This window comes from Gaoshiqia sp. US2 (assembly GCF_059705485.1).
This window is the reverse complement of record NZ_AP048550.1, coordinates 1,971,598-1,990,674: the sequence shown is the minus strand read 5'-3', so window position 1 is coordinate 1,990,674 and position 19,077 is coordinate 1,971,598. Positions and strand designations below refer to the sequence as shown.

Here is a 19,077-nt window from a genome sequence, read left to right as displayed (position 1 = left end):
GGTTAGCACATCATGTTCTCAATTCAATATTTCACAACGCCAATGGTAAGCAACAGATTGGCAAACCGCTTCATCTCGCCGGTTGCAATCACCAGGCAGGTATCGGGCGATTTTGCCTCGCCGTAAAATTCCATACGCATTACTTTTTCAACAGGAACGCCATCTCCAAGTATTTTGGCAAACTCCTGGTGAACAGGCTGGGGCGTTCCATCCGGCGGAACCATTACAAGCGCTTTTTCAACCGGAACATACTCGGCAAGAACAGATAAGACATCTACCACCGAAAGCATGCCCGGTGCCAGGTTCAGAAATACCTTTTTTGTAGAAAACGGTACGCTGGTGGAAAACGGATAATTTCCGTCGGCCAGTAAAATTTTGGCCCCGTGCCCGTTGCTTCCGAGCGCAGCCAATATTTCCGGGTGTAACAGTTTTGTTTTTAACATTTTGGCGCTATTGAAATTTTATACTTGCACTAATTCAATTCCCTGGTCTTTCCTCAAATTTCCGGAGTACTTTTTATCGGCAGCGTTGTTCCAATGTTCGTGAACGCCCAGACTTTGCATGCGTATCCCATCGCCATGAGGGGCATAAGCCACTTTCGAGGGGGGATTATCGGCCCGGGCAGCTTCGTGCAAGAGCGTATCGCAATTGCTCATGTCCACTTTAAAGCCGGTATTGACACCTTTCGGGATATCAGTCCTCGAATCGAATTCGGCGGTCAGGAAATCGGTGGCAACCGAATCGCAGGCAATGGGGTCTTGTGAAACAATCAGGCTCGCCGGCCATGAATCGTTAAACGGGGCCATTTTCCACTTAATGGGCAGCGCATCCGAATGATAACAGCTATAAAGCATATCGCAAACATACAGCATGGTCTTCCCTCCAAGGTCTTTGTGCCCCATTAGTTCAACTAAGGGGTTATATTGGTCATAGCCCATTTTGAAACCTTTGATAAAATTGTGGTCGCGCCCGTTGATACTCCCGTAATGGTTTTTGGCGCTGAGGGTTACGCCGGTTGCCGGATGCCCCTTGGCCGTATAGATATTGATGAGGTAGTCGGCTTCAACGGCACAGGCGGCGATACCGCGACCACACTTATTTTCTACCGCATACGTGATTTTATCTGCTATCCATTGGCATTTGGACCTTCCTGGCAGGCCGCCGTAGCCGTCGACAAACTTCACGCCCGGGAATGCCCGGTGAATGTAATCGTAAAAATGCGGGGTAATGTACCGCACAGCATCAAAAATGGTAATATCTTCCTCGTCCACACCCGCATCTTTTACCAGCCCCTCCAATACAGCATAAATTACTTGAGGAGAAGTGTTGATCCAAGGGGTATCGTCATAACTGGTGCGGTCGTTGTTGAGATTGATTTTTATTGCAATTTTCTCTCCTTCTGAATAACCCACGCTCCCTTTTTCCCGGTTCTTGTTAAAATGAACAAACAGGGCATTCCAGGCTTTTTTATCCGATTTTTCGCCGGAGACACCCCTGATCGATTTTGAGAACATGCTGGCAATCCGCGAAAGATCGTTCGAAGCTTCGTCCCACCAATGCCCCGAAGTTCCGTCCCATAGCACTGCGAGGGGGTCGTAAGCCCACACCACCCTGCCCGGTGCAATGCCCCGTGCGACCCCAAAGGGGTTATTGGGGCCTTCAGGCGAAACAAACTTTGGAAATTCCGGTTCTGCGGAAAGATTTGCGGCAGCCATTCCTTTTCGGAAAAACGTTCCCCACAGAATCCCTGTAAACAACGAGGCAACAAACGAACGCCGGTGCGTAGGTTTTCCTGCTAAACAATTGGTATTCTTCATTTCTGTCTACATTTTAATATGTTGTTAATATATTTCAGTTATATCATCTGATTTCTGAAACTTCTTCCACCAGTTCGTTCAGTTCCGGATTCCTGACCAGCGGCCCCATTACAAACAGCACGATAAAAAGGCCAACAAACGCAATAATGCCATAACCCAGAAAAACAGAATTATAGGCCGCCGAATAACCATGAACGGCCGATATGTTTTTTACAGCCACCCCTGATAACGCCTGAAACAGAGCTCCCCCCAAGCCTGCTCCCACGCTCGCCACGCCCCATACCGAAGCTGTAGCGCCCGAAGGAACCACATCGCCGGGGAATGCCATCGTATTTGCGGTATACGAAGCATACCCAAACCCGGCAATGGCCAGAACAACAAGCGCGGAGGTTGGGGAAACAATTACCCAGGGGCCCGAAATAAGCGCCAGCGCCATTACCGAGCCAAATATTCCCACAGCCATTTTGCGCGCTTTGGGAATTGGTATTCCCATTTTGATGATGTACTGAGTGAAAAGCCCTCCGAGAATATTTCCCAGGTCGGCAACAATAAACGGGATGGTGGCGAACATTCCAATGGAAGCAAGGTTCCAGCCGTGAACATCGGCCAGGTAGCGGCCAATCCAGAACGTAATGAAATACCACACCGGATCGATAAATACTTTTGAAAGGGTAAGCGAAAGAACAAATCTCGACTTTAAGAGTTTCAACGCGGGAACAGGCTTTAATTTCGGGGCATTGGCAGCCTTCTCAGGAGTGTAATAAGTAAACCAGAAAGCGGCCAGCCAGAGGTACCCAAGCACCCCGATTACCAAAAAAGTGGTTTGCCAGCCAAACGAAATCCCCAGCCAGGCGATAAGGGGTGGCGCAACAATGGCGCCAACTGCCGCCCCGCTGTTAAAAATACCGGTAGCTGTTGACCGTTCTTCCGGAGAGAACCATTCGCTCGATAGCTTGATGGCAGCAGGCCAGTTTCCGGCTTCGCCCAAGCCCAGGAGAAAACGGAATATCCCGAACTGAAAGGGAGCCTTCGCCACGGCGTGCAGCAATCCGGCGGTTGTCCAGAATGCCATGGACAAGGAATAGCCAATTTTTGTTCCCAGGCGGTCAATAATAAATCCGGAAAAGGCGTTGGAAACCATGTAGGCAATAAAAAAAGCTGTTGATATATACCCGAAAGCCTCATCAGGAATCAAATCGTGAAGCGGCCCTTTGGCCGTGAGGTAATTGAAAGACAAGCGGTGAAGGTAATTCAAAACAGTTGCCACAAAGGCAAAAGAAATCATTACCCAACGCATGCGGCTGAGCTTTTCCCCCGGTGTATTAAATGAATTTTTCCTCAACATTTTTTACTGACATTCTATTTTGAACGTGAAGGCCAGCCGTTCTGCCTCTGGGATACTGTTCAGAAGTGTGGCGGGAGTTGCTATGGTAAGACCGGCTTTCTCATCGTATTTCCATTTTACCGGAGTGTTGGAACCCATGAAATAAATTGTCGTCCCCTTTTTAGGTTTCACAGTCTTGAGCGCCAGTTGCTCCACGGGCCATTCCAGACAATGGGCAAAAGTGGTTTTGTGGTCCTTCGACCGGGTAAAACGGATGTTGTCACCCTCTTTCCAGAATTCGGACTCGCGTGCCCTTGTGGCATATATGGATGTTCCGTTTACTTTCAGCCATTTTCCCGCCTGCTTAAGCTGTGCAACAGCTGTCGGGTGGAATTTTCCGTTTCCATCGGGGCCGACCCCAACCATGAAATTACCACCCTTCGCGGCGCAATCGATAATATTCTGTACAATCCATTTAGCCCCTTTATGATGCGCTGAATCGGACTCATACGAGAAATAACGCCCCAGCGGGTAAATTACAAACCACGGAACTTGAGTGTTCTCTTTATCGCCCGGAACAAATCCCTCGGGTGTGTAATAGTCTCCATAATTGCCAATTCCACGGGCGCGGAACATCACGTCGGGCTGAATTTTTCGGAGTTCAAGCATCGTTTCGCGTAGTTTGGGCCAAATTGAAGGGCCGAACCACATATCGAGACAAACCATGTCAATTTTGCCGTAGTTTGTAAGAAGTTCCACCAGTTGGTCGCGATGCCGTTTCATCATCCGGTCAACTTCTTCCGGGGTAGGGTCGGGAGCCACGACCGGTCCATCGCCCCAGTTAAACCCTCCCTGGGGCTTGAGATCAATAAAGCGGGCAGTTAACTTATCAGACGAGGGCACTTGTACGGGGTGCCAGATGTATGGTCTGAAATCGGCGTCATACCAGTCGGGATGCGAAAAATAGAGGTCAATCTTTATTCCCTTTTTGTGGGCGGCATCGCACAGTTCCTTCACCACATCGCGTTTGAAAGGTGTTTCCATGATGCTGTATGCCAGGTCACAATCTTCAATAACCGGACCACCGGGAGCCGTGTAGTTTACCCGGCGTTTCACCCTGGTTTTGGTATCGAACATGGAAAACCCTTCGTGATGCTTGGTTGTGAAAGCAAACATTTTCATTCCGGATTCGGCAAACAAGTCCATCCATTCGTTGGCATCAAAGCCTTGCGGGTTCCAGGTCTTGTACAGCTCGTTGTAGGCCTGCTTTTCGGCATAGGGCAATTTCAGGTACGGCCACGATTCTTTGGGCTGCTGCGTAATGGAATAAATTCCCCAATGGATGCGGATACCATACTTCATGTCGTTAAAATCTTCGTAAGCCTTCGGCGAAGCCCACTGGTATTCAGGAACGGGGTCGTCTTCAACATACCCGCTGGTGTAACTATATACACGGTCGCTCTTTGGCAGGTAGTGCCTGCTTCTCTCCAGCGAATCGGCCTTGGTTTGTGAATATGCCACCTCCTGAAGACCAACTAAAATCAATAGTGCCAAAAGGAATGGAATATTTCTTCTTTTAGTTTTGTTGCTCATAATGTAGTCAGTTTAGTTTATTTTAATCTTCCATCAAAATCGTTACGTTCATATTCCGGTTCGATCGGGAACTTTATGGAATTGTTGTCCCGCTGCGACCGATAGATCGCAGTAAAAAGCTCTACGGTCACGCGGCCGTCTTCTCCCGAAACCATAGGGCTCCGGTCGTCAACGATCGCCTCTGCAAAATCTTCATGCTGAAGCATCATGTAATATTCCATGGCATTGATGGAATTGAAAAAAGCGGAGTCTTCATCTTTCCATACGTCCAGCATGGATTCCTCTCCTGGCACAGTCCAAAGATCGTTTACCGGCGGCTCGGCAATCGACGACATCCCGGCAATAAACATGGCCCCGCCATCGGTTTGAACGCCTACCGAAGCTCCATTGCTGCCATGTACATGTACTTTACCATATATCCCCGGTTTCTGTGAATTGCTCACAATGATATTACCGATGGCCCCACTTTTAAATTTTACGATGGCTACGGCGGTGTCTTCAACTTCGATGTATGGGTGGTTCAGGTTTCGCCAAACGCCGTAAACCTCGTCAACCGGCCCCATCAGCCATTGAAAAATATCGAGTTGGTGCGGCGCCTGATTCACCAGGACTCCCCCGCCCTCCATGTTCCAGGTGCCGCGCCACTCATCGCTGTCGTAGTAGGCTTTATCGCGCCAGCCAAGCATATTGATTGTCCCGAAAGACGGCTGGCCTATTTTGCCTCCGTCAATCGCTTTACGCACACGTTGTACCGGCGCATAAAACCTGCGCTGGCTTACAACCCCAAGCTTAACCTTGTTTTCCCTGCAGGCCCGGATCATGGCATCACAATCCTGAAGCGATGAAGCCAATGGCTTTTCAACCAAACAATGCGCTCCGGCTTTAGCCGCCGAAATCACTGCTTCGGCATGAAAAGGATGCGGGGTACAAATCACTACCGACTCGATTCCGGCTGTCCTGATCATTTTTTCCATATCATTGAAAGCAAGAATTCCATATTTACCGGCAAATTCCTGCGCTTTTTCAATCGAACGGCTGTAAATGGCCGTGAGTTCGGTATTATTTCCCTGCTTCAGGGCGGCTACATGAAGGTGCGACACTTTTCCGCATCCAATAATCGCGGTTTTTACTTTTCGGCTGGTCATTCGGTCATGGTTTTAAAATTACTTTCATCAGGCCTTTTTCGCGATTGTGCAGACGGTTGAACCATTCGGCCCCTTCGTCAAGCGGAACAACAGCGCTGGCCAATGGATCAATTTCGATCAAACCCCGATTGATTAAATCGAGCGCCGGTTCGTACTCGCCACAAATGGCGCAGCTTCCCTGAATTTTCAACTGCCGGGTTACTACCTGCTGAAGCGGTAGCTCTACATTGGCCGATAAATTTCCCACCAAAGTAACCTGAGCCCCTTTTCGTACGGATTCAATCACGGTTTTTAAAATCGGTGTAATGCCAACCACTTCAAAACCAATGTCCGCGCCACGCCCGTTGGTCAGTTTTTTAACCTCTTCTGAAACATTGATCTCATCTACTTTAAAAGCATGGGTCGCCCCAAGTTTCAAGGCTAAATCGAGTCGGTCCTGATCAATGTCGAAGGTGATGACCTGTCCGCAGCCTGCCAGTTTCAGGAGTTGGATAACGAAAAGTGCGATCATCCCCGTACCTCCAACAACAGCGGTATCGTTTACCGAAATTTGGGTCAGGTTAACGGCATGAAGCGCAACGGCAACCGGCTCGACCATGGCAGCCTGTTCGAAGCTCACCTTTTCGGGCAATTTGTATAAAATATGTTGCGGAACGGCCACATACTCGGCAAAAGCGCCCTCGCGTTTAAATTCGGCGCACGAAACGCCCAGCACCATGCGGTTATCGCTCAGGTTGTACATTCCTTTGCGGGTGTACCAGTCGTCGAGCCGGTAAATGGTCGAGTCGAACGTAACCCGGTCGCCAACCTTCCACCGGTCGACGTGCGCACCAACGGTTTCGATGACCCCGGCGGCCTCGTGCCCCATGATGATGGGCGGGATGCGCCGCCCGGTGCTGCCATCCATGCCGTGCACATCGCTTCCGCAAATTCCCGCGGCCTTCACGCGCACCAACACCTCGTCGGGCTGAATGGCCGGAACGGGCACATCGAGCAATTCAAATTTTTTGTATTCGGTTAAAACTAATGCTTTCATCGTATGGTTGTTTTTACAATGTTTAATTCAAGTTGAACCCCTGCCTCGCCCGGCAGGCGGGTACTTCGGGGTTCTTTTTGTATTTTTTTGTCATACCCCGCACTTCGTACGGGGTTAATTCAGATTAAACCACCTTCGTGGTTTAAAAAATCCTGAAAGGATTAAATTTGAATAACCGCGGGTGTTAACCCGTGGAAAATGAAAAAACAAGCAACAACCCTGGAAGGGTTGAACCCATAAAATCATTTTTTATATCGTTCTGTCATTGCCGGCACTTTCGTAATAGTCGAAATTATTACCGAGCTTTTCTTTCAGATTTTCAGTCACTTCGTTCATCTCCTGAATGATTTCAGGAAAGACCGGGGCGTCGAGCGCTTTTACGTTTTCTTCGAGCTGTTTTGCATTTCGGGCGCCAACCAGCGCGCAGGTAAGTCCGGAATGAATGGCCCACCGGGTGGCCAGTTCCGACATTTTTATACCGTATTTCCGTGAAATCATTTCAATTCCTTTCAGCGCTTCGGCAGTTTCCTGTTCAAAACCCGGCTCGCCGTGACGGCATTTGGGGGTTCGTGCACTGTTGAAATGCCTGGTACGGCGCTGCCATTCCGGAACATCCGCAAGCGAGGCATATTTGCCGGTCAGAATTCCCTGGAGCAAAGTCATGTAGCCAATCACCCCAATCCCGTTCTGTGTGCAGTAGGGCAAGGTGTCATACTCAACCGCCCGGCAGAGCAAATTGTACGGCAATTCGTTTACAGCAATCGTTACATTCGCCGGAATATCACGTTCCATACGGGTTTTGCTGAAATTACTGATGCCAATGTGCCTGATTTTGCCATCCTTCTGAAGTTTAAGCATCGATTCCAAGGCTTCATCGATTGTGGGCGGATGGTTGATTACCGTTTCATCGGTTGTAAAATGCCTGATTGATTGCGGATGAACCGGCCAATGGATCATGTAGATATCGATGTAATCAATGCCAAGACGTTTCAGCGACGCTTCGCAGTGTTGTTCCAGCACGCCCTTATAAACATTCGATGGCGATACCTTGGAGCCAATGATCAGCTTATCGCGCGACAATCCTTTTATAGCAATCCCCAGGGAAGATTCGCTCCGCCCTTCGTTATAAAGTTCGGCCGTGTCGAAATAATTGATACCATTGGCCACCGAGGCATGAACAACATCAGTAGCATCTTTCTGGTCCTGGGCTCCCCAATAGTCACCTCCTCCGAATGTCCAGCAGCCAGTACCAATAACTGACAATTTCAAACCGGAAGACCGGATTAAATTATACTCCATATAGTTTTTATTTGATGTATTGAAAAGTAATTGGCGCCAGATTATTTTACCTGCACCCTGAAAACCCACCCGTGCTTGCACGGCCTTTTGCTTTCGTCCTGCAAAGCAGCAGGGACCGCGATGCTTACATTGGGGCCTTCCTGCTTCCAGGCCAATTGTTTGTCAACGCCAAGCATGGTAACTTTCGATCCCGGAACCGGTGTCAGGCCGTTTACTTTAAATGTTTCGCCTGGCCAAACCATTGTGGTAACATAAACAAAACCGCCGTCTTTGCTCCGGGTAAAATGCTGCTCCCCATCAACAGATTTGGTCCATGGCCGCGACGAATAGATGGCCTCGCCGTTTACTTTCAGCCAGTCGCCCAGTTCGCGCAGCCTTTTCTCCTGTATTTTGGGCAGGAAGCCTGTGCCGGTCGGGTTTATGATTAAAAGCAGGTTTCCGTTGTTGGCCACCGTAGCGACAAGTAATCTGACCAGTTCGCGGGCTGACAAGGTCGTTTCTTCATTATCCATCCAATAGTATCCGTATGCCGGGCTTATCGACCGGTTCTCTTCCCATAAATGGGCCGTAGGTTTCAGTATTTCAAGATATTCGCTGCTCCACACCGAAAACTTCGGGGCCGTAGTGCCGGCATCTTTTTCCCGGCCCCTGGTTTTTTCGCCCAGCCGGTCGTTTACCACAACCGGTTTCCGCCCTTCGGCCTGGTTGAAGAAATAGGCGGTCAGGTCGAGGCTTCTCCAGAATTCTTTCGACCGGCTCCATTCCCCGTCAAACCACAGGATATCGGGGTCATAGTTGTCAATGGCTTCTTTGGTGACGGGCAGCAAATAGTCGTTCACGTAATCTTTTACCGGAATTTTGCCCGAACAGATGCCGTTCATCTTATCGGAATCGAACCCTGGTTTGTTGATGCCCCATTCGCAAACGCCGAGGTTCCCGTCGGGCATGATCACCGGATATTCCCATTCGGCCAGAGTAGTGTAGAGTCCCATTTTAAGGCCGTTTGCTTTGCAGGCATTTGCAAATTCCCGGTAGATGTCGCGGCGGGGACCCATCTCAACGGCATTGCGGAAGGTATATTTTGAATTCCCCAACGTCCACCCGGCATGGTGGCGTACAAAAGGTATAAAGTATTTTGCCCCGCATTCCCGGGCCAGGCGTACATATTTTTCCGCATCCAAATCTTTACCGGTCAGCAGGGGCAAAAAATCATCGGAGCGGAAATCGTTGCCCCAGAATTTATCGTGATAGGCCCTTACCACAGAATCCTTCCGCATGTGGCACTCGTACCAGTCCGGGTAATAATGCGTCCCTTTCCGGTTGTTGTACCCGGCAACCGACCACGGACCCCAGTCAAGAAATATACCGAACCTGGCATCGGCAATCCATTCCGGGATTGCGCGGTTGTTCAGTGATTCGTACGTGGGTTTCCATTTGCCGCTGTTATTGACTTCCTCCAGATTTTTAACATCAGCTTGGGCATTTTTCATCATGCTCTCCGAGTAACGGTCGCGAAGCTGTTCTATGGAGTATTTGTACTTTACCTGCTTCCAGTTTTGCGGGCGGACAGGCTGTTCCATTTGATTTTGAGCATAGGTTGCGCTCAAAAAAGGCGAACTGTTTAAAGCAAAAAACAAAATCCATTTAAAATAAGTTGATTTCATTCCGATCATTTTAAGCATTGAACAAATTATCCGAAACTCAGTGTAAACCTGAACTGCATATCGTCGTCGAACCATTGCCGCCAGTTTGTGTTAACCACGTTGTTGTACAGGTTGAAGTGCATTCCTCCTGTGGGGTCGGGTTGCCGGTTGTCGAAAGTAAGCAGCGACCTGCGGCCTGGCGACACCAGGAAAGCGTCCAACGCCCCCAACTCAAGGCTGTTCTTTCCGCTCCGGCACGAAACGCCGCTGATTATGCCATGCTGGTTCCGGTTGCCGTTTTTAACCACATCCCGCGGAGAGATTTTCTGCCCCATTTTATCCATTTCCCATTGGTCGTTCGCATCCACGACCGGAGTGAAAGAAAACCACATCGCTTCGGGCAACCGGCTGGCTTCTTTTTTAAACCATTTCAGGGTGAACTGCACTTCCGCCTTGTCGCCGGGCAAAAAGGTTTCCAGCATGATTTCACGGGGACAGCCCGAGTCGCCTGTTCCGGGGACTTCGAGGAGGGAAAGGAAAAATTCGCCGCCGTCGCGTTTTTCGCGCCATGATTTTTTAAGAACCGGCAGGTATAACGCACTTTTTGCATTCGATTTATCAAGTCCCCTCTTGGTCCGGTTATCGATCACCCAGTCTAAATGACGGATTTCAGGATTGACATATTGCTCCATCCAACGGTCGTAGTCGGTCTGCGAAAAAGTCTGGTACGAAAACAAGCCCAGCAATTGTTGGGCGCCGGCCCATTGCCTGCCGGTTTTCAAGTGTTCGAGATGACAAATAGCGCCGGTTTTTGCATCGAATCCAATCCTGAAATGCCTGGTTTTCTTCACGGCGCCGCCGGAAGCGGTTTCGTTCATTTTGTTGGGACTGGTTCGTAGCGGAACAAGAGATTTGATCCGGAGGTTGGCCTCAACGGCCAGTGCCGGGGGCAGCGAATGGATGGCATCAGTAAGAAAAGCCCGCTTATCTTCCCACGATTTTTCCTGCAATTTGAATTCCGGGCTCTTCCGGGCAACGCGAAAATCGTCCATGTTGTAGACAGGCGAGCGTTTCAGGAACCGGATTGCCAGCCCCCAGGTGTGTTCGGGAATGCAAAGGAAATGCTTTCCAAAGGCCATGTCAATATCGCCATTTGCCGCCAGCTTTCCCGTGCTTATCCAGTCCTGCCGCAAACGCGACAGCTCGCGAAACCGGGCTATCATTAGGGGATCGCTGCCTGTTCCCTGCATCCACGTGTCGCCAATTTCGCCGGTCACAACAGGCAGATGGGCGCGCAGTGAGCTAACTTCGCGGGCCAGAGAATTCATATCGGACGCAAAAACTTTTGCTTTTGGAAATTGCGCCCTCAGTTTTGAGTAAATACCCGCTATTTGTTCCGGGGTATGAGGGCCAAGGTTGTCCTGCGTAAAACTGATTGAAACAGCCGTTTTTCCCCCGGGAAGGACAAGGACACCCCCGTAGCCTGACTGGCACATTACCGTAAGCTCTGTTCCGTCGGGGCTTTTCCATGTAAACAGGGGCGGGACATCCGGGACGGCGCTCGAATCATTCATTCCAACGTGCAGCAATTCAATCCCGGCCTCTGCCATTGCCGGAATCATTCCCCGGGTATGCCCGGGTACATCGGTCATTTTCGCGGCCAGCGTTTTGCGCCCGAAACGCCGGTCTAAACTGGCAGAGTAAGAAGTCGCGAGTTTAAGCAGCGACTGGTCCATCAGTTCGGTGTGGGTCGTGAAAGGAAGCCCGTGCCAGAAGAAATCGCCCCGCTCGATAGCTTGTTCCATCCGGCGGCGGTCATCGGGCGAAGCTTCTTCCAGGTAACGGTAGATCAGCCATGAGCCGGTGGTCCAGGTATAGCGGTCGCTTTTGTTTTCTTTCCTGATATTTTCCGTCAGCGATAAAACCCCGGGGATAAATTTGTCGAAATAAGTTTTTACCACGTTAGATGCCAGGTCGGTAAACCCGATGTCCAGGTGGGTCTTGAAAATCACGTGAACCCGTTCAACGGTTTCGTTAACCTGCCCCTGCCCTGCAAACAAATGCCGGGGACTGATTAATGCCGCCCCTAACGCAGCGCCTGTGTTTGTTAAAAAATTTCTCCTATCCATACGTCCTAAAAATTGAATTACAAATTATCCGAAGTTCATTGCAAACCTGAACTGCATGTCGTCTTCGAACCACAAGGTGTAGTTGTTGCCCCGGAGGTTATTGGACAAACAAAAGTGCAAGCCTCCTGCCATGTCAGGTTGCTTTTTGTCAAATTCACGCAAGGCCTTTTTGCCCGGTGCAACCAGGAAAGCATCCAGCGTCTCCAACTCAAATCCTGATTGACTGTCTTTATACGAAATGCCGTCAATCACTCCATGAAAGTTTCGGCTGCCTCCAACTACTACATCCTGCGGCGAAACAGGCTGGCCCATCTTGTCCATCAAAAACTGTCCGTCGGAAATTTCCGCGGGAATGAAGGAAAACCAGCAGGCTTCGGGCATTCGCATGGCAGGTTTTCCAAACCATTTTAACGTCATTTGCAGGACTGGTTCACTATCCGGGAGGAACGTTTCAACAAAGATTTCCTTCGGGCAACCCGAATCTCCCGCTTCGGGAATTTCCAGTTGGGCGAGGAAAAATTCCCCGTCATCCCGCTTTTCATGCCACAATTGTTTCAGGCTGGTATAGTACAGGGCGCTTTTGGCCGAAGAGTTTTCCAATCCCGGTTTGTTCCAACTGTAATCAACCCATTGCTCATGAATCACATTTGCAACAACATACTGTTCCATAAACCTTTTTAAATCAGGGGTAGAAAAAGTCTGGTACGAAAACAATCCAAGCATTTGTGAAACAGATGCCCATTGCCTACCCGTTTGTTTATTTTCGAGGAAATTACATGCCCCGGTTTGGGGATCAAACCCTATTTTAAAATGTTTTGTCCTGAATACACCTTTATTCGAATTTACCTGCCGGAGGTTCGCTGTGCCCGTCTTTTCCGGTTTGAGTGATTTTATGCGCAATTCTGCCTCAGCTTTCAGTCCCGCTGGCAAGGTAGCAATTGCATGATCAATGTTGGCGCGCTTTTCGGCCCACGACGCTTCAAATCTCCTGAATTCAGGAAGATGACGCGATGCCCGAAGCTTTGGCATATCGTAAACATCCCAATGCTGAAGATAACGGGCAGCTAAACCAAAGGTGTGTTCGGCTACATTGATCAAATGCTTCCCGAAAGCCATGTCTACTTCCCCATTTGCCTGGAGGCTGCCTTTCCCGATCCACTCTCTCCGCAGCCTCGATATCTCCCTGAAACGGGCCATCAAAAGCGGGTCGCTGCCCGGGCCGTGAATCCAGGTATCGCCAATTTCCTGCGTCACCACCGGCAATTGGCCGCGCAACAACTGTATTTCCCCGGCCACTGCATTTAAGTTGGAGGCAAATACTTTTGCCTGGGGGAATTGTTCCCGCAAACCGGCATAAATCTTCGACATTTGGTCAGGTTTATGAGGCCCATGATTGTCGGAAGTGAAATTAATCGATATGGCCGCTTTTCCCCCGGGGAGCACGGCTATGCCCCCGTAATCATGGCTGTACATTACCGCAAGCTCTGCCCCGTCCGGGCTTTTCCAGGTAAAAAGAGACGGGACTTCAGGCATGGCGCTCGCGGTGTTGACACCTACATGGAACAGTTTGATGCCCGATTCGGCCAATACGGAAACCATCCCCCGGGTATGCCCAGGCACATCGGTCATTTTTGCGGCCAGCGTTTTGCGGCCAAAACGCCGGTCCAAATCGGCAGAGTAAGAGGTTGCCAGTTTGAAAAGCGACTGGTCCATCAGTTCGGTGTGGGTGGTAAATGGCAACCCATGCCAGAAGAAGTCGCCCCGTTCGATGGCCTTTTCCATGCGGCGCCGGTTTTCCGGCGATGCTTCTTCGAGGTAGCGGTAAACCAGCCACGAACCGGTGGTCCATTGGTAACGGTCTTCCTTGCCTTCGGCGGCAATCTGCTCGGTTAGTGATAATACATTGGGGATAAATTCGTCAAAATAAGCTTTAATAACATTGGCTGCCAGGTCGGTATAACCAACGTCCAGGTGAGTTTTAAAAATAACGTGTACCCGCTCAACGGCTTCGTTAATCTGCCCCTGCCCTGCAAACAAATGCCGGGGAGCGATTAATGCCGCCCCTAACGCAGCACCTGTGTTTGTTAAAAAAATTCTCCTGTCCATACGTCCTAAAAATTGAATTATAAATTATCCGAAGTTCATTGCAAACCTAAACTGCATGTCGTCTTCGTACCACATGGTAAAGTTAGTGCCCCACACGTTGTTGTAAAGACAGAAATGAAGTCCGCCATTCATGTCGGGCTGGCTTTTGTCGAAATCCAGCAATGACCGCCTGCCCGGTGCGACCAAAAAGGCATCCGGGGTTTCCAACTGAAAGCTACCTTGATTATCCTGGTAGGATACACCGCTGATCACCCCGTGCATGTTCCGGTTCCCGCCTTCTGCCACATCCATTGGCGATACCTTTTGCCCCATTTTGTCCATCAGGAACTGCCCGTCGGGCGATACCGGAGGTATAAAAGAAAACCAGCAGGCTTCGGGCAAACGAGTAGCTGCCTTGTTAAACCATTTCAAAGTAATATTCATTGTTGGTTCTCTGTCGGGAAGGAAGGTTTCAACAATGATTTCCTTCGGGCATCCCGAATCGCCGGTTTGGGGAACTTCGAGTTGGGCCAGGAAAAAATCGCCGTCTTTTCGCCTTTCGTGCCACAACTGTTTCAGGCTGGTAAAATACAGTCCGCTTTGGGCCGACGAATTTTCCAATCCCGGTTTGCCCCAGCTTCGGAGAACCCAGTCTTCGTTGCGCAGTTTCTCTGTTGTATACTGCTTCATAAACCGGTCGAAATCAGGCGAAGAAAAAGTCTGGTAAGAGAACTGCCCTGCATTTTGTGAAGACCCGGCCCACTGCCTGCCCGTTTTTTTGTGTTCGAGCAGGTTGATTGCACCGGTTTTTGGGTCAAACCCGATCTTGAAATGTTTCGTATCAAATGTTCCTTTTTGCGGATCGGTTGTCTTCATCTTCTGCGTACCGGGGCGTTCGGGGCGCAGGGTTTTCAGCCGGGCATTGGCTTCGGCTTTCAGTTCAGGGGGAAGGGCGCCAATTGCCTGATCGATGAGTCCCCTTTTTTCCATCCATGAACTTTCCATTCTTTTAAACTCGGGCAAATCGCGCGATGCACGGAATTTTGGCATGTCATAAACATCCCAATGTTTCAGATAACGGACCGCCAGCCCCCAGGTATGTTCCGGGACACAGAGCAGTGATTTGCCGAAAGTCCTGTCCACGTCCCCGTTCGCGGTAAGCGCCCCTTTTTCGATCCATTCCCGCCGAAGCCGCGCCAATTCCCTGAAACGGGACACCAGGAACGGATCGCCGCCCGGCCCGTGTATCCACGTGTCACCAATTTCCTGAGTTACTACCGGCAATCCATCGCGTATGAGGCTGATTTCTTTTGCTACTGCGTTCAGATTGGAGGCATAGACTCGTGCCTTGGGAAACTGTTTTCTCAGGTCAGCATAAATTGCCGAAATCTGTTGAGGGGTATGAGGGCCTTCATTGTCCTGGGTGAAATTGATGGCTACCGCCACTTTACCTCCAGGAAGCAACGACACCTCCCCGTAGTCGTGGTCGTACATCACCGCCAGTTCCGATCCTTCAGGGCTTTTCCAGATAAAAAGGGATGGCACTGAAGGAATACAACTTGCAGGGTTCGATCCGATATGAAACAATTGGATGCCCGCTTCGGCCATTATAGGTACCATTCCACGGGTATGCCCGGGTACATCGGTCATCTTCGCAGCTATCGTTTTACGGCCAAAACGCTGATCAAGAACAGAAGAATAGGATGTTGCCAGCTTCAAAAGCGACTGGTCCATCATTTCGGTATGGGTCGTAAAAGGCAGCCCGTGCCAGAAGAAATCGCCCCGTTCGATGGCCCGTTCCATCCGGCGCCGGTTCTCCGGCGAGGCTTCTTCCAGGTAGCGGTAAACCAGCCACGAACCGATAGTCCACTGATAGCGGTCTTCTTTTCCTTCTGAGGCTATCCGCTCGGTCAACGACAAAATATGGGGAATAAATTGTTCAAAATAGGTGTTGACCACGTTGGCAGCCAGGTCGGTAAACCCGACATCCAGGTGGGTCTTGAAAATTACATGCACCCGCTCAACAGTTTCGCCAGCCGGGTACTGCCCTGCAAACAAATGCCGGGGGCCTATCAATGCTGTTCCGAGAACAGCGCCTGCATGTGTTAAAAAAATTCTTCGATCCATAATACTAAATATTAATGTGTGAAACTAAATCCACCGCTTTACCATTTAAATTCAGTGAATGCTTCGTACATCGCCTGGATGTTTTCGAGCGGGACGTCCTCGCTAATCTCGCCGCAGGCGATAATCCCGCCGTTGGGGGTGCCCAGCTTTTGAAAAAGCTTAAAAATATATTCCTTCACTTCCGAGGGCGTCACAAATGGCAAGACCGTCTGGCGGTCGATGTCGGTGCGGAAGGCTATCTGGCCGGCAAATTGGCCCATTTTGTCCATACCAATCACCGAGGCCTGGCAGTTGAGCACATCCACTCCAAGTTCGATCAGGTCGGGGATGATGTCGATGATGTTGCCGTCGCTGTGAAACCACACGTGCGAACCTTTCGCCTTTACCTTCGAAAACATTTCACGGTAAACTGGTTTGAAGAACGAGCGCCACATTTCGGGAGAGATCAGCAGGTTGGTCTGGCTGCCCCAGTCGTCGGCAAAGTGCAGACCCTGGTAGTCTTTCTCGAGCCAGTTGTCGAGCCAGGCCAGGTTGAATTTCAACAGGTCGTCGCGCAACCGGTAAACTTCGGGTGTTTCCATCATCAAGGCCATAAGCAGGTTTTCGAATCCAACCAACTGCTGCATTTGCTCGAAGAACACGATCCAGCCGCCCCGGGCGTAATAGTCATCACTTTTCCCGGTCATGTGGCCGCTGTACAGCCTGTATTTTGGCACACCTGCGGAAAAAATTTCCGGCCATTGATAATCATTGTAATTGGATAAGTCGGCATTTATCGGAAATTCGACCGGGATGCCGCAACGGCCTTCTTCGGTAACATACCACAAAGTGCCCCAGTCATCGTAATGTTTGCCCAGCTTATACAAGGGCGGGAGTTTCTCGCGGGGCAAGTCGGGAAGAAGGCCCCAGCCGAAATCCTCGTGGAACTTGTTGATGACTTTGGAAAGTTCCTCCCCGTAATGGTATTGAGCCGACGGAAGGATGGCATGCGATACCGGCAACCTATCCGGATTCTCAAACTGGATGGCACGGATAACTCTTTCTCTGCTGTTCATGTGTCTTACATTTTAAAACTAATTTATTGAAACTTAGTTTATTTGGATTTTTACAAGACAAGCGCCACTTTCTCCCTGTATTTTTCAAGGACTTCATGAAATGGGGGGTATGGGCAATGCTCAGCCGTATCATCGCGGTAAAGCGTGGGACAGGCAGGGCGTGTTGCCTTCAACTGTTTCCATTCTTCCCAAAGCCTGTCGTAATCAGCAATGTAGGTTTGCATAGTAGCATTGTCAAACGGATTTCCCGTAATTTCTGATTCAGCAGCAAGCAACTGCATTTTCCATATTTGCCCGATGATTTGGTATTTGATACGCCCGTATGTGGACGATACTTCGAGGTATTCCTGATCAGCCGGGTCGGGCAAACGGATTTCGCGGGAAAGTGATTCGATCTTTTTCCACATTGTTATAGCTTCATCCTTTTCCATCAGAGCTTCCTTTATTTTCCCTGCTTTTACAACCGGCTTCAGGTCGACGGCTGTCAGGTATTCATCACGGCACCACCAATCCGAAACATGTGCGTAAACAGTGGCCTGTCCATGCATAACGGCTGTTGCCGACAGCAGGCAAAGCTCGCGCAACTTCTTCAAATCTTCACCTTTAACGCCAAAACGCGCCTGTGCAGCTTCATTAAATAATTCTTCCTCCGAACGCCAGGGTTCACGTGCAAAACGGTCAAACACCTGAATATTCAGGTCAACCCAAAGCTCGTTAGTGAGATACGGGCCTTCCCATCCATCTCCACGCGCCCATGTGCATATTCCGGCCATTTGGGGAAGGTTTATAAGGTTGCGTAAACAAGCTGCGGGACCTTCATTCTTTATCCAGGCAAATTCTTCCCAACCTTCAATAACTCCCTGCCCGATATAATAAGGATGGGCATTTTTGCCATATAAGCCGGCGGGATTGCACGATATTTCTACAATCTGCTTATGCCTGCCAATGCCCAGGCAGGGGTTGAAAGCGTGAAGACGGATGTAGTCGCCCTTCACATGCTTAACCGAAAATATCAGGTTAGGGTGAGGCTCCACGGCGTTGGTTACTCCCAGGTAAAAAGATGTGTCGGTATGAAAGCTTCCTGTCGTTCCGTAACCCCATGTCCGGTAGAATACTTTTTTATTCAGCTTTACGCATACTTCATCGCGAAGAATATTGATCAGCTTTATATGTTCCTCCCTGGTGTCGGCAGGGCTTCCGCCGGCATAGTCGGGGAATTCGTGAATATAGGTCTCGCCAAAGCGGGCGGTCAGGCCGTCAAGATCAGGAAAACGTTTGAATATTTCTCTCAGTTGGACCCTTAATATCTCTTCGGTGCGGGGCCGGAGGATGCTTGACTGCAGGCGTGTGCCTCCCAGAACATTTTCATCGTCTACCTTCTTTTCCGCGCCCATTTCGTTCCCGTACTTTGCCTTGATCGTTCCAGGCACTACCAACAGGTCGGTAAACGGGTATACCGGTATTCCTGCCATTTTTGCTCTGTGGAACATCGAATCAAGGTGTTGGGCGTAAGCTTCGGTCTCCATGCGGATTTTTGAACCTTCGGGCATGATTTCCGGATCGAACGAGTTGTAGGTGACAGCGCAGGGAAGGAATATCCTCGGTACCTGTCCGTTAAAGCCTTGTTTTTTCAAGTAATACGGGTCATTGTATTTTGTATTGAAAGGAGCTCTCCCCGGATTGTGATGGACCATGTTGAGGTTGTATGTGAATGGGTCTGCGGCAGCAGGTTTGTTTTTTGGTGAACAACCGGCGCCGATTAATGCACACAAGGCCACCAAAACTATGAATGGTTTCTTTCCCATAACCTTTTATTATAAATTA

The 19,077-nt window shown here is 49.8% G+C and carries 13 protein-coding genes; all 13 read right to left on the bottom strand.

Going from position 1 to position 19,077, the window contains the following annotated elements; translation table 11 throughout:
* Positions 1-23: 23 nt before the first annotated feature.
* Positions 24-443, bottom strand: coding sequence for an RbsD/FucU family protein (locus tag AC6H3C_RS07810; protein WP_497520171.1), 420 nt, complete (start codon positions 441-443; stop codon positions 24-26).
* A gap of 18 nt (positions 444-461) precedes the next feature.
* Entirely contained in the window at positions 462-1,817 is a 1,356-nt protein-coding gene (locus tag AC6H3C_RS07805; RefSeq protein ID WP_497520170.1) for a DUF362 domain-containing protein, read from the bottom strand.
* A gap of 43 nt (positions 1,818-1,860) precedes the next feature.
* Positions 1,861-3,162, bottom strand: a complete 1,302-nt coding sequence (locus tag AC6H3C_RS07800) for an MFS transporter (RefSeq protein ID WP_497520169.1) — start codon at positions 3,160-3,162, stop codon at positions 1,861-1,863.
* Between the two features lie 3 nt (positions 3,163-3,165).
* Positions 3,166-4,734, bottom strand: coding sequence for an alpha-L-fucosidase (locus AC6H3C_RS07795; protein WP_497520167.1), 1,569 nt, complete (start codon positions 4,732-4,734; stop codon positions 3,166-3,168).
* 17 nt (positions 4,735-4,751) lie between these two features.
* On the bottom strand, positions 4,752-5,879 hold the full coding sequence (locus AC6H3C_RS07790; protein WP_497520166.1) for a Gfo/Idh/MocA family protein: 1,128 nt from the start codon (positions 5,877-5,879) through the stop codon (positions 4,752-4,754).
* 4 nt (positions 5,880-5,883) lie between these two features.
* Positions 5,884-6,915, bottom strand: a complete 1,032-nt coding sequence (locus AC6H3C_RS07785) for a galactitol-1-phosphate 5-dehydrogenase (RefSeq protein ID WP_497520164.1) — start codon at positions 6,913-6,915, stop codon at positions 5,884-5,886.
* Positions 6,916-7,164: 249 nt separating this feature from the next.
* Positions 7,165-8,214 (bottom strand): aldo/keto reductase, encoded by a 1,050-nt coding sequence (locus AC6H3C_RS07780; protein WP_497520163.1) that lies wholly within the window; start codon positions 8,212-8,214, stop codon positions 7,165-7,167.
* Positions 8,215-8,255: 41 nt separating this feature from the next.
* Positions 8,256-9,878 (bottom strand): alpha-L-fucosidase, encoded by a 1,623-nt coding sequence (locus AC6H3C_RS07775; RefSeq protein WP_497520162.1) that lies wholly within the window; start codon positions 9,876-9,878, stop codon positions 8,256-8,258.
* 26 nt (positions 9,879-9,904) lie between these two features.
* A complete protein-coding gene (locus AC6H3C_RS07770) occupies positions 9,905-11,986 on the bottom strand; it encodes a DUF5054 domain-containing protein (RefSeq protein ID WP_497520160.1) in 2,082 nt (693 codons plus the stop codon).
* 24 nt (positions 11,987-12,010) lie between these two features.
* A complete protein-coding gene (locus AC6H3C_RS07765; RefSeq protein WP_497520159.1) occupies positions 12,011-14,092 on the bottom strand; it encodes a DUF5054 domain-containing protein in 2,082 nt (693 codons plus the stop codon).
* A gap of 24 nt (positions 14,093-14,116) precedes the next feature.
* The gene (locus AC6H3C_RS07760) at positions 14,117-16,198 is read right to left on the bottom strand and encodes a DUF5054 domain-containing protein (RefSeq protein ID WP_497520157.1); all 2,082 of its coding nucleotides are present in this window, start codon (positions 16,196-16,198) and stop codon (positions 14,117-14,119) included.
* A gap of 38 nt (positions 16,199-16,236) precedes the next feature.
* On the bottom strand, positions 16,237-17,253 hold the full coding sequence (locus AC6H3C_RS07755; RefSeq protein ID WP_497520156.1) for a uroporphyrinogen decarboxylase family protein: 1,017 nt from the start codon (positions 17,251-17,253) through the stop codon (positions 16,237-16,239).
* Between the two features lie 50 nt (positions 17,254-17,303).
* Positions 17,304-19,058: a hypothetical protein gene (locus AC6H3C_RS07750; RefSeq protein ID WP_497520155.1), complete on the bottom strand. Its 1,755-nt coding sequence runs from the start codon at positions 19,056-19,058 to the stop codon at positions 17,304-17,306.
* Between the last annotated feature and the right edge of the window lie 19 nt (positions 19,059-19,077).

Bases quoted from the DNA above. Each gene is read 5' to 3' on its own strand.
- AC6H3C_RS07810 (WP_497520171.1), bottom strand. From the start codon at position 443: ATGTTAAAAACAAAACTGTTACACCCGGAAATATTGGCTGCGCTCGGA.
- AC6H3C_RS07805 (WP_497520170.1), bottom strand. From the start codon at position 1,817: ATGAAGAATACCAATTGTTTAGCAGGAAAACCTACGCACCGGCGTTCG.
- AC6H3C_RS07800 (WP_497520169.1), bottom strand. From the start codon at position 3,162: ATGTTGAGGAAAAATTCATTTAATACACCGGGGGAAAAGCTCAGCCGC.
- AC6H3C_RS07795 (WP_497520167.1), bottom strand. From the start codon at position 4,734: ATGAGCAACAAAACTAAAAGAAGAAATATTCCATTCCTTTTGGCACTA.
- AC6H3C_RS07790 (WP_497520166.1), bottom strand. From the start codon at position 5,879: ATGACCAGCCGAAAAGTAAAAACCGCGATTATTGGATGCGGAAAAGTG.
- AC6H3C_RS07785 (WP_497520164.1), bottom strand. From the start codon at position 6,915: ATGAAAGCATTAGTTTTAACCGAATACAAAAAATTTGAATTGCTCGAT.
- AC6H3C_RS07780 (WP_497520163.1), bottom strand. From the start codon at position 8,214: ATGGAGTATAATTTAATCCGGTCTTCCGGTTTGAAATTGTCAGTTATT.
- AC6H3C_RS07775 (WP_497520162.1), bottom strand. From the start codon at position 9,878: ATGAAATCAACTTATTTTAAATGGATTTTGTTTTTTGCTTTAAACAGT.
- AC6H3C_RS07770 (WP_497520160.1), bottom strand. From the start codon at position 11,986: ATGGATAGGAGAAATTTTTTAACAAACACAGGCGCTGCGTTAGGGGCG.
- AC6H3C_RS07765 (WP_497520159.1), bottom strand. From the start codon at position 14,092: ATGGACAGGAGAATTTTTTTAACAAACACAGGTGCTGCGTTAGGGGCG.
- AC6H3C_RS07760 (WP_497520157.1), bottom strand. From the start codon at position 16,198: ATGGATCGAAGAATTTTTTTAACACATGCAGGCGCTGTTCTCGGAACA.
- AC6H3C_RS07755 (WP_497520156.1), bottom strand. From the start codon at position 17,253: ATGAACAGCAGAGAAAGAGTTATCCGTGCCATCCAGTTTGAGAATCCG.
- AC6H3C_RS07750 (WP_497520155.1), bottom strand. From the start codon at position 19,058: ATGGGAAAGAAACCATTCATAGTTTTGGTGGCCTTGTGTGCATTAATC.